Origin of the sequence: Catenibacterium sp. RTP21428st1_D7_RTP21428_210409 (assembly GCF_040227455.1) — a bacterium.
GTDB lineage: Bacteria > Bacillota_I > Bacilli_A > Erysipelotrichales > Coprobacillaceae > Catenibacterium > Catenibacterium mitsuoka_A.
Map to the genome: position 1 here is coordinate 39,047 of NZ_JBEHVX010000001.1, position 11,871 is coordinate 50,917.

General features: G+C 33.5%; 11 protein-coding genes. 1 reads left to right on the plus strand and 10 read right to left on the minus strand.

The window, feature by feature from the left end:
• Positions 1-140 precede the first annotated feature (140 nt).
• The 7 genes from ABUA27_RS00190 to ABUA27_RS00220 all read right to left on the minus strand — a co-directional run bounded on the left by ABUA27_RS00190 (position 141) and on the right by ABUA27_RS00220 (position 6,645).
• Positions 141-1,730 carry a sensor histidine kinase gene (locus tag ABUA27_RS00190; RefSeq protein ID WP_192923985.1) on the minus strand — a complete coding sequence of 530 codons (1,590 nt, stop codon included), beginning with the start codon at positions 1,728-1,730 and terminating at the stop codon, positions 141-143.
• A gap of 92 nt (positions 1,731-1,822) precedes the next feature.
• Complete coding sequence (locus ABUA27_RS00195; protein WP_006507030.1) at positions 1,823-2,500, minus strand: response regulator transcription factor; 678 nt, start codon at positions 2,498-2,500, stop codon at positions 1,823-1,825.
• 14 nt (positions 2,501-2,514) lie between these two features.
• Positions 2,515-3,171: a phosphate signaling complex protein PhoU gene (phoU, locus tag ABUA27_RS00200; protein WP_022425337.1), complete on the minus strand. Its 657-nt coding sequence runs from the start codon at positions 3,169-3,171 to the stop codon at positions 2,515-2,517.
• 46 nt (positions 3,172-3,217) lie between these two features.
• The gene (gene pstB / locus ABUA27_RS00205; RefSeq protein WP_129980805.1) at positions 3,218-3,970 is read right to left on the minus strand and encodes a phosphate ABC transporter ATP-binding protein PstB; all 753 of its coding nucleotides are present in this window, start codon (positions 3,968-3,970) and stop codon (positions 3,218-3,220) included.
• A 14-nt stretch (positions 3,971-3,984) separates the two neighbouring features.
• The gene (gene pstA / locus ABUA27_RS00210) at positions 3,985-4,848 is read right to left on the minus strand and encodes a phosphate ABC transporter permease PstA (protein WP_129980804.1); all 864 of its coding nucleotides are present in this window, start codon (positions 4,846-4,848) and stop codon (positions 3,985-3,987) included.
• A gap of 53 nt (positions 4,849-4,901) precedes the next feature.
• Positions 4,902-5,819 (minus strand): phosphate ABC transporter permease subunit PstC, encoded by a 918-nt coding sequence (pstC, locus tag ABUA27_RS00215; RefSeq protein WP_129980803.1) that lies wholly within the window; start codon positions 5,817-5,819, stop codon positions 4,902-4,904.
• Positions 5,809-6,645 carry a phosphate ABC transporter substrate-binding protein gene (locus tag ABUA27_RS00220; protein WP_349820015.1) on the minus strand — a complete coding sequence of 279 codons (837 nt, stop codon included), beginning with the start codon at positions 6,643-6,645 and terminating at the stop codon, positions 5,809-5,811. The genes pstC and ABUA27_RS00220 overlap by 11 nt, the downstream gene beginning before the upstream one ends.
• A 195-nt stretch (positions 6,646-6,840) precedes the next feature.
• Between ABUA27_RS00220 and ABUA27_RS00225 the strand changes: the two genes are divergently transcribed.
• The gene (locus ABUA27_RS00225) at positions 6,841-7,722 is read left to right on the plus strand and encodes a YitT family protein (RefSeq protein ID WP_129980801.1); all 882 of its coding nucleotides are present in this window, start codon (positions 6,841-6,843) and stop codon (positions 7,720-7,722) included.
• 47 nt (positions 7,723-7,769) lie between these two features.
• Here ABUA27_RS00225 and ABUA27_RS00230 read toward each other — a convergent pair whose 3' ends face one another.
• The 3 genes from ABUA27_RS00230 to ABUA27_RS00240 all read right to left on the minus strand — a co-directional run bounded on the left by ABUA27_RS00230 (position 7,770) and on the right by ABUA27_RS00240 (position 11,871).
• On the minus strand, positions 7,770-8,549 hold the full coding sequence (locus ABUA27_RS00230) for an inositol monophosphatase family protein (protein ID WP_287968628.1): 780 nt from the start codon (positions 8,547-8,549) through the stop codon (positions 7,770-7,772).
• Between the two features lie 672 nt (positions 8,550-9,221).
• Positions 9,222-10,622, minus strand: coding sequence for a PTS sugar transporter subunit IIC (locus tag ABUA27_RS00235; protein ID WP_287968629.1), 1,401 nt, complete (start codon positions 10,620-10,622; stop codon positions 9,222-9,224).
• A gap of 82 nt (positions 10,623-10,704) precedes the next feature.
• A complete protein-coding gene (locus ABUA27_RS00240; RefSeq protein WP_006507039.1) occupies positions 10,705-11,871 on the minus strand; it encodes a phosphoglycerate dehydrogenase in 1,167 nt (388 codons plus the stop codon).

Here is an 11,871-nt window from a genome sequence, read left to right on the forward strand (position 1 = left end):
AATAAAATCATATCAACATACCCTTCCTTGGACAACTATATTGTAGTACTATCCATCAAAAGATGTATTGAGTAAGTGCTGGAGAACAACTATTAATAGGTGTCTAGAAAAATTAATTAAAAAAGCTGTACGATGACAGCTTATGATTTGTTAGGAAGAGTAATCGTAATACAAGTCCCCTCTCCTAATTGACTATGTAATTTCACTGTTCCTTTATTATAAGAAACAATATGCTTAACGATGGCAAGACCTAAACCTGTACCACCTTTGATTCTACTACGTCCCTTATCAACACGGTAGAATCTTTCAAAAATACGGCCTTGGTCTGCAAGAGGTATACCAATACCTGTATCCTTGACTTCAATGATCATGTTATCTTTCTTACTATAAATATGAACATAAACATGACCATCTTCTTTGTTGTACTTAATAGCGTTACTTACAAGATTAGAAATCAATGTTTCTATTTGAGATCCATTTCCAATATAAGTAATGGGTTCTACATCTATATGAAGCTCTACATTATATTTTATTAATAGACCTTCATAATCTTCAGAAATATCTTTCATTAATGCCTGCATCTTAACAGGAACTTTTTCAACAATCAAATCATCACTATCTAGTCTAGATAACATCAAGATATCATTAATTAAAGAAGACATATTAGTCACTTCGGTTTGAATCTTAGAAAGCATCATCTTCTTCTGATTTTCATCATTGATGAATCCTTGTGATAATAATTCACTATAACCTCTAATAGCTGTAATAGGTGTTTTTAATTCATGAGATACACTAGAGAAGAATTCTTCTCTCATCTTCTGTGAATTCTTCATTGCAGTAATATCTACAAAGAAGAGTGCTGTACCAAATGGAAGGCAGGAGATTGCACATTGGTAATCAAAATCATGAATCTTTAATTCTATACGCTGTTTCTTAGGTGCACTATTTAACGCATTTATAAGATTAGGATAAGTAATATGATCTATTAAGTTATCCTTTTCTTTTAAAGGTCCTAGAATCTTTATAGCACTATCATTGACACTTAAGATCATGCCATTCTCATCAAGTAAGATGAAGCCTTCCTCCATCTTTCTTAATATCGCATTGATCTTATCTTGTTCAAATCTTGTTTCTCTCATAGATTTTCTTAATCGATGAGAAAGTTTTTCTATTGTATCAATAATAGGTGTAAATTCTTCATAATCTGTTGTTGGGAGTTCAAAACGATAGTCTTCAGTCATGTTATTAAGAGACTCACTGATTTCTGTCAAAGGCTGAGTGACTCTCTTAGAGAGTTTACGTGCAACTATGTATGAAAATAATATACTAATCAGTATAGAAATCGCAAATGCAGGAGCAAGTTCTGGAAAATAACCCCATACCCCTGAATAAGGGATGGACAATCTTATAATGTGGGTATCTTTATAATATGCAGCATAGAGAAGTGGCTGATTGGTTGTCTCAGAACGTCTCATTGCATACCCTTCATGATTTGAAGAATGAAGTGCCTGTTGTACTTCTTCTCTTTTCAAATGATTAGAAGAGATGTCATTCTTATATGTATCTGCAAGAACTTTACCTTTTTCATCTATGATAGATATTCTTGTATCATCAGAGAAAGCAAGTGGATTAAGTGTTTCTATCTGTGTATTGAGATCCTTAGAGTAGTCTAGATTATATTCTATAAGTTTTACAGAATACATCATTTCTCTTTCGGAATCTTCTTTCATTGAACCAGAAATAATAAATATACTCGTTGCACTACAGATACATAGAGATACTAATAAAAGTGAGATAAAATACCTCAATATAGATTGTCTCATTATTGACCATCCTCAATAAAACGATAACCTACACTTCTGATTGTCTTAATATAATGATGTCCATCATCACCAAGTTTTGCACGTAAAGAACGAATATGAACATCTAAGGCTCTTGATTCGCCTACAAAATCATAACCCCAGATATTATTTAAAAGTTCTTCTCTTTCTACAACACGTTCTTTATTTTCTACTAAATAGAGTAATAACTGATACTCTTTATGAGTTAATTCAAGTTTTTCACCCTGCTTTAAAATAATATGCTTAGACTTATCAATTTCTAAAGATGTTGTCTTAATAACCTTTGAATGATGCTGGCTTCTTCTAAGTAATGAGCGAACACGTGCAGCAAGTTCCAGCACTCCAAATGGTTTCGTCATATAATCATCACAGCCTGAATCTAAACCTCTTACCTTATCTATTTCACGATCCTTTGCAGAAAGAATTAAGATAGGTAAAGTTGTATTAGTCTTTCTAATCTGTTTAATGGCTGAAATACCATCTAATTCTGGTAGCATGACATCAAATATTGCAAGATCAGGTGTATCTTCATGAATTGCGACAATAGCATCTATCGCATTATTAAAGAGGGTAATTTGATACCCACTTGATTCAAGAGATAACTTGATAATTTCCTGAATATTCTCATCATCTTCTATTACATATATACGTTCGCTCATTGGTTATATCCCCCTTAAATAATACGCTGCTGGTTGATAGATCCTGTTTCCATGAAGTCTAACCATTCACAGATATTAGATGCATGATCACCAATTCTTTCAAGATATTTAGCAATCATGAAGTAATCTAAACAGTCATCTGCATTTTCACTATTTTCTTTCATAATCTGGATGATTTCATTCTTAATATCCAAGAATAATGCATCAATATCATCATCCATTCTAGAAATGTTATGGGCTTTATCTACATCACCTTCTACAAAGGCTTCAATAGACTTATGCACCATTTCTTTTGCAGTCTTTAACATTTCTGGAATATGTTCTACTGTTCTATAAATATGATCACCAGATAAATCCAAGATAATTTCACAAATATCAGAACACTGGTCACCAATTCTTTCTAGATCAGTCACAATCTTTAATGCAGTAGTTACAATACGTAAATCTCTTGCCACTGGCTGCTGTCTTAACATTAATTTAAAACAAATAGATTCAATAGAACGTTCCATATCATTGATCATACGATCATTTTCCATAACTTCTTTCGCAAGCTTAGTGTTCTTGTTTTTAAATGCAGCAATAGTATTTTCTAACGCATTTTCTACAAGACCACTCATCTTTTGAAGATCTACATTAAGCGTATCTAATTCTCTATCAAAACGACTTCTCATAATATTTACCCCTTCATTATAATATATTGATTTAGATTATTAAATATTAACCGAATCTACCAGTGATATAATCCTCTGTTCTCTTATCCTGAGGGAATGAGAAGATCTTTTCTGTATCACCAGTTTCGATAATTTCACCCTGTAAGAAGAATGCTGTATTGTCTGCAATACGTGAAGCCTGCTGCATGTTATGAGTCACAATCACAATTGTATAATCTTTCTTAAGATCCATTAATAAGTCTTCAATCTTAGATGTAGAGATTGGATCTAAGGCACTTGTAGGTTCATCTAATAAGATAACATCTGGGTTAACAGCTAAACATCTCGCAATACATAATCTCTGCTGCTGACCACCAGATAAACCTAATGCACTTGTATCTAGACGATCTGCAATTTCATCATATAAAGCAGCCTGCTTTAATGATCTAATCACAATTTTTTCTAATTCAGCATGATTCTTAATCCCATGAATTCTAGGTCCATAAGCAATGTTATCAAAGATACTCATTGGGAATGGGTTAGGCTGTTGGAATACCATCCCCACTTTCTTTCTCAATAAAGTTGTATCTACTCTAGGATCAAAGATGTCTTCACTATCCAATGTCACCTGACCAGTAATCTTTACCCCTTTTACATAATCCTGCATACGGTTTAATGTTTTAAGGAATGTAGATTTACCACATCCAGAAGGACCGATGAACGCTGTGATCTTATGTTCTGGGATATCTAGACTTGTATCCTTTAAGGCATGCTTTTCACCATACCATAAGTTTAAATTCCTAATTTCCATTTTATTCATATATATTTACCTCATTATTTTGCTTTTTCTACATTAAACTTACTTGATAGCCACTTAGCGATAAAGTTCATGATTAATACAAGAATAATTAAAATCATCGCAATCACAAAGGCCTGTCCATATTCTGCGTTACTCATTGCCATATAAAGCTGGATAGTAAGTGTTCCACCACTTTCCATTAAGTGAGTGAAAAATCCTCTTGGCATAAAATAACCACTACCTGCTGTAAATAATAAGGCAGCTGATTCAGCCACAATACGCCCCATACCAAGAATCACACCAGTTAAGATACCAGGCATAGCACTTGGAAGAATAACAGTACGAATCATATACCACTTAGTTGAACCAATACCTAATGCGGCTTCACGATATGAAGAAGGAACTGATTCTAAGGCAACCTGAGTGTTTCTAATAATAATTGGTAAGATAAGAATAGTTAATGTGAGGCATCCATTTAAAACTGAATAACCAAGTCCTAACATTTCACCAAAGAAGATCATACCAAATAGTCCAAAGATAATAGATGGAATACCTGATAATACTTCTGTTGTAAATGAGACAGCTGCAACGAACTTCTTATTCTTTGCATATTCATTTAAGTAAATGGCTGCACCAATACCAATTGGGCAGGCAAATAATAATGTACCTACGACAATATAAAGAGTATTGATGATGTTACCTAATAAACCTTCAGGGTTCATTAACTGACTCATTGGTTCAATTAAATTCTTGAAATGGAAATGGGGGATGGCTTTAGAGAATACATAACCAATGATGACAAGAATTAAGATACTAGAGAAACCAGCACATAGGTAAATAAGTCCACGTAGTATAGTGTCTCCTATTCTTTTCTTTTTATGATATAACGTTCTATCCACAGCATTCACTTCCTTTAATGGGGATGTAGCTGACACTTTTTTTAGAATCTGCTTTATCCATTTTCTTCACCCTTCTTTAGAATCTTCATTAATATGATATTGATAATCATAATGAAGATGAATAATACTAAACCGATTGTAAATAATACTTGTCTATGTACACCACTTGAGTAAGACATTTCAGATACGATAGCTGTTGTTAAGAAACGTACTGAGTTGAATGGTGCAGGTAAATTAACTGCGTTACCAGCAACAAGTAAGATAGCCATTGCTTCACCAATAGCACGTCCAACACCTAACACAATAGCACTCATGATTCCATTCTTAGCGGCTGGAATAACTACTTTAAAGATTGTCTGAATTTTAGTTGCACCAAGTGCATAAGAACTTAATCTTAAATGATTTGGAACAGTTTCTAGAGCTGTTTCAGAGACATTGATTAATGTTGGTAAAATCATGATCACTAATACAATAATTGCGGCAATGAGGTTTGCCCCACCAGTGAACTGATGTGAATGAGATGTATGATAAAAAAACTTTTCTAACTTATACATCTGTGGGTTAATGATCAAGATACCAAGTAACCCATAAACAACGGATGGAATACCAGCTAATAATTCAATAGCTGCTTTCATAATCTTCTTTGGAGTACCAGTGACCATTTCACTTAATGCGGCTGCAGTAAATAAACCAACAGGTATTGCGATTAAGACTGCAAGTAAAGTACCAACAATAGAAGTTAAGATAATGTAAAGAATACCAAACTTTCCTTGAGAAGGAACCCATTCTGTTTTAAATAAGATATTTCCGATACCAACCTTAGCAAGTGCAGGTGTGCCGCTATAGATCATGTAGGCAGTAATAGCGACGACTGCAACTATTGAAAAAGCAGCACATACACTAACGATTAATGCGGCTGCCTTTTCTGATGCTTGTCTACTTTTATTGGTACCGACAATGCTATTTAGCACTGATTAGACCTACTTTTTTAATGATAGCCTGCCCTTCATCACTATCAATGTAATCGAATAATGCCTGAACTAATTTAGACTGCTTTTCAATTTTACCTTTAGTAGCCATTACGAATGGTCTCTGTAATGCATATTTACCAGCTTTGATGTTCTTAACTGTACAATCAACACCGTCTAACTGTAATGTGTCGATTGATTTATCAACTGCATCTAGTGATACATAACCAATAGCACCTTCAATAGAAGCACATTTCGCAACAACTGCACCAGTATTATCTAATTCCTGTGCATATTTACATTTATCTTTTACTTCTAATAATTCTTCGAAAGCACCTCTCGTACCAGAAGCAGCTTCTCTACCAATAACAACGATCTTTTCGTCTTTACCACCAAGTTCTTTCCAGTTAGTGATTTCACCAGTATAGATCTTAGTTAACTGTTCTTTAGTTACATTCTTAACAGTATTATTTTTATTAACCGCAACTGCGATACCATCAATAGCTACGATGTTTTCTTCAAGACCCTGGCTCTTTTCTTCATCTGTTAATGCTCTTGAAGAATCACCGATATCAGCCTTACCACTTAATACTGAAGCAATACCAGCAGATGAACCTGTAAACTGAGATTCAACTGTAACGTTAGGGTTCTTTTCTTTGAAAGATTCGCCTAAGGCAGTTACAAATTTTTCCATTGATGTAGAACCATCAAGTGAGATCTTTCCTGATAAATCTCCTGAACCAGCAGTTGAAGAATCTTTAGATCCTCCACAACCAGCAAGTGAGAATGCAAGTACACATGTAAGTACAATCGTTAATATTTTTTTCATATTTACTTTTTTCCTCCCGTCTTCTTAAGACACCTACATCATAAATTTTTCTCCTTAACAAAAAAATCATATTTGTGTATGTATTATCTTAAGATTATGTAAATGTGTTTTTTCACTTTTTACATAATTACGGTTGTTTTATAGTATAAACAATAGTACAATTTGGTCGAATTTTCGGAGGTAAATGTTAAATTTATGTTATATGAAAAGGAAATACAACAAAAAAAATCAATAAAAGCCCTCAAATCATTCGTATGCGTCATTCTTGCGTCATGTTTAATGGCCTTTAATATTAAGACGTTTGTACGTGCTGGTGAATTAGTCCCTGGTGGTATTACCGGTATGACTCTATTAATACAGAGAATAATGTTAAAGTATGCTAACATTTCTGTACCTTATTCTGTGCTTAATATTTCATTAAATGCGATACCAGCTATCATTGGTTTTAAACTTATTTCAAAACGTTTTACTGGTTATAGTGTATTAATGATTGTTTTAAACTCATTCTTAGTTGATTTGATTCCTTCTTATAAGGTGACAACTGATCCATTATTAATTGCTTTATTTGGTGGTTTATTAAATGGTTTGGCTATTTCTATTGCTTTATATGGTAAAGCAAGTTCTGGAGGAACAGACTTTATTGCAGTCTATATTCATCGTAAGTGGAATATCTCTTCTTGGAATATCATTTTAGGTTTTAATATTATTCTATTATTAACTTCTGGAATGTTATTTGGATTTGAAGCATCTCTTTATTCTATTGTCTTCCAGTTCGTATCTACTCAGGCAATAGATACTTTCCACAAATCAGATCAGCAGATGACTTTATTCATCATATCTAATAAAGCAGATGAATTAGAAAGAGAATTATTAGTTAAGACACATCATGGTATGACTCGTTTTACTGGCGAAGGATCTCATACACATGAAGATCGTGTCATGCTTTATACAGTTGTCAGTGCTGCAGAAGTCAATGATGTTTATGAAATTATTAAAAGTATTGATAACCAGGCTTTTGTGAATATAGTCAAAACAAATGCTGTTAAAGGAAGGTTCTATCAGGAACCTATTGATTAACCTGGATTTATTCCAGGTTTTTTAAATGCAAAAATAAGTAGGTCACCCTACTTATTAATACATTGAGATATCAGATCGTGAACAACGTTTTCTTTGCCTACAACTAAATTTGTGATTAATTGGTTTTTAATTGGATGTCCACGATAATCACATAGTATACCGCCAGCTTCTTCTAATATCACCTTACCAGCAGCATAGTCCCATAATTTGACACGACGTTCTAAATAAGCCTCTACACGCCCACACGCTGTCCATGCAATATCTAATGCACAAGAACCACTACGACGTATATCAGAACAATGTTTCATAACTTCCTTAATCGTATAGAAGTTCTTGTCCAGCATTTCATCATCTTTATAATAAGGACTTGTCCCTACAGATACTAAGCTTAATGAGAGGTTCTCTTGATGGCTTACATGAATACGATGTTCATTCAGATACGCACCTTGTCCTTTAATACCATAAAACAGTTCACCCATATAAGGGTTATAAATCAACCCTATTGTTGGTTCACCATTTTCCAACAATGCTAACGAGATAACACTGCAATGGTAATCATGAATAAGATTTGTTGTACCATCTATTGGATCTAATACCCAGCATGGTTGACTGAAATCCACTTCATTGATCTGTTCTTCGCTCATGAACTGTACATCAGGATATTTATCCATTAAACATGTCTTAATCTGATCCTGTACAATGAGGTCTATTTCGGTTACATAATCATCTTTCCCTTTAGAATAGATTGAATCATCCCTTAACTGCCCCATAATATATTCACCAGCATGATAAAGCACTTCTTTTATATAATTGACATCATAATTCATATAATTTCCTCTCTGTGCACAAGTATAGCACCTTATACAATAAGTATGGTTATCATCGAGTGAAGAGTATATTAATAATTGGTTAAAAAAAGAATCCTCCATAAGGAGGATCATGCACTACATAAATATTCTTTTGGCTTGATATGGATGAAATATGAATGCAGTGGCTGTTTTTCAATCAATGCCCTAATGATTAAAAGGATCAGCGTTCCTGGGAAAATCAAAGTTATAATGAGTTAAAAGTATGAGGGTTTCATTAATTACTCACTTTATATCCATGTTCAATAAGGGATTTAATTATTAGCAATACTCTTACGAGCAGTGATCATTCTTATCCTCGCACCCGAATAAGAATGTACAGGAGATGCAGATATATCTGCACAAGATCATGAGGTCCCTACACCTCACGATATGTATAACTAGATTTTCCTATCTTAAGACCTTAATCTTAAGATGATAATATATTATCATCTTATCGGTATTTTATCAATGATAATAATAAAAAATGTCATGAGCTGGACATCTCATGACGATTTAGGAAGCAAAAATTTATTTTCTTTTTGCATCTTTATAATAATCTAACAAAATGATTAAACAAGTATTCTTAAGGATGTTGTATAGTTGTTACAAAAAAAGCGAATTTGTATGCATAAATCCACTCTTTTTGTCACTTTAATAGATATATTCTTCTTTCTTCTGTTTTCTCTCATATATATAAATAAATGGCGCATACACAAGTAATGAGATACATATACATATGAGATGTGATATTGCCCCATAGATACTTCCTCCAGTAACTAAGAAGCCAAATAAAATAGGTGGCATAACCCAAGGTACCTCCATGATCACATGTGGACAGAATCCTATTTGAATAAGGAAATATCCCACTGTAAGAGAGATAAGTGGTGCAAGAATAAATGGAATATCTAATAGAGGATTAAGCACAATAGGCATACCAAAGATCACTGTTTCATTGATATTCACTAAACTTGGGAATAAAGAAATATTTGCTATTAAACGATTATCATGTCTTTGAGAAAAAACAAGAATATATATCACAACCCCTAATGTACATCCTGAGCCACCAACTTCTCCAAACATCTGAAACATCGTTGAATTGAATACATATGGTATATCTTTTCCTCTTAACCCCGCATTAAATGCTGCCATATTAATATAGAGTAATGGTCTATACAAAGATTCAACGATAGGCAACATAAGATTCTTCCCATGGAATCCAACAGTCCAAAACAATAAGATAATAAAATACAAAACAAGAACCGCAATTAAATTATCCCCTGCCATCAGCTGTAACGGAAGCTGTATAAGACTATATATATTTGTATTAAGTGTATGACCTGTGCTTAGAATACAAAGATAAGAGACAGAACTCATAATTAAGCATGTCAAGAACGTAGGAACAATATTCATGAATGATAATACCTGATTGGTAGAAACCTGACTAGGAAGCTTAATTAAGAGACAATCGCAGTTTCTTAATAAATGATAGAGTTCTGTCGCAAATATAGCGACAAACATTGCGGTAAAGAGTCCTGATAAAGATGTATAAATTGAGCCTATTCCCTGCGTAGTAAAATCTTTCAAAGTGATTCCTATAGAAGGTGGTATATGCACAAAGGTGGATAGTTTTGTATGTATAATAGCACCACCACCTGTATGTAATAGCACATTAATATGAAGACCATCAATAATATGTGGTGTGACAATCAACCAGCATATAAAACTAACAATCACAGGATAAATATCATAATCCCCATTCGCCTGAGCAATTTCACTAGATAATAATAATACAATTATGATAGAGATACATGAAATAGCTGCATAATTCAATGCTTCAAAGATTGGATTAAAGATTTTTAAATCCATAATAAGTGGAAAAACAGTACCTAATCCCCCATGATCATTGACTAGTACATTTATCCAAAATATTCCAACAGCACCTGTAAGGGATATTGGCATATAATTCTGGAAGGTATTTTTAATTGCATTTAAATATTTATTCTGAGTACATTTCATAGCCACCCAGGATAAAGCATCTACTAATTTATTCATCCCATCACCCCTTCGCACTCCCATCTTACATTTTTCAATAGAAAAAGTCCATCACTAAGATGGACTATTCAAAAAGAAGGATTTAGAAAACAATCTTCGCAATAATTCTAGCTTTAATAACACCTTCATGATTTTCAATCACTTTGGTGATATCTTCTGATAAATCATTTGTATCAATGACAGTATATGCATATTCACCACGTGCTTTATTGACCATGTTTTCAATGTTCATGCTCTTTTTCGCAAATGCGTTCGCAAATACAGCTAACATGTTAGGAATATTCTTATGAATAATACATACACGATATGTTGTAGTACGTGGTTCTACAACTGTAGGCAAGTTAACAGAGTTCTGAATATTACCATTTTCTAAGTAATCAATCATTTCTTTTACAGCCATAGTTGCACAGTTATCTTCTGATTCTGGAGTAGAAGCACCTAAGTGTGGCAATACAACTGTATTTTCAGTTTCTACAAGTTCTTTAGAACCAAAGTCTGTAATATAACGTGCCACTTTTCCTGACTTTAATGCTTTAATGATATCTTCAGTATTTACTAATGTATCACGTGCAAAGTTCAAGATACGTACACCGTCTTTCATCATTGCAAGTGACTTCTTGTTGATCATATTCTTTGTATCAGGAGTTGCTGGTACATGGATAGTAATATAGTCACATTCCTTGAATAATTCTTCTACAGTAGCTGCTTTATGAACCCATTTAGATAGTTTCCATGCTGCATTGACACTGATATATGGATCATAACCATATACTTCCATACCTAATTTAACAGCTGCATTGGCTACATTCACACCAATTGCCCCTAAACCAATAACACCAAGCTTCTTACCATCAATTTCAGGACCAACAAACTGGCTCTTACCTTTTTCTACAGCTTTTCCAAAATCATCAGCTGGTAATGTCTTTACCCATTCAATACCAGGAATCACCTGTCTTGAACTTAAGATTAAAGCACATAATACTAATTCTTTAACCGCATTCGCATTAGCCCCTGGTGTATTAAATACACAGATCCCTTTTTCAGTACATGTATCTACAGGAATATTGTTGACACCTGCACCTGCTCTTGCAATAGCCTTTAATTCAGCTGGAAAATCATAGTCATGTAATTTAGCTGATCTAACTAAGATCCCATCTTCATGTTCTAAATTATCACCGACTTCATAATTATCGTCAAAGATTTCTAAGCCCTGTTCAGAAATCTTATTTAAAGTTTTAATCTTATACAT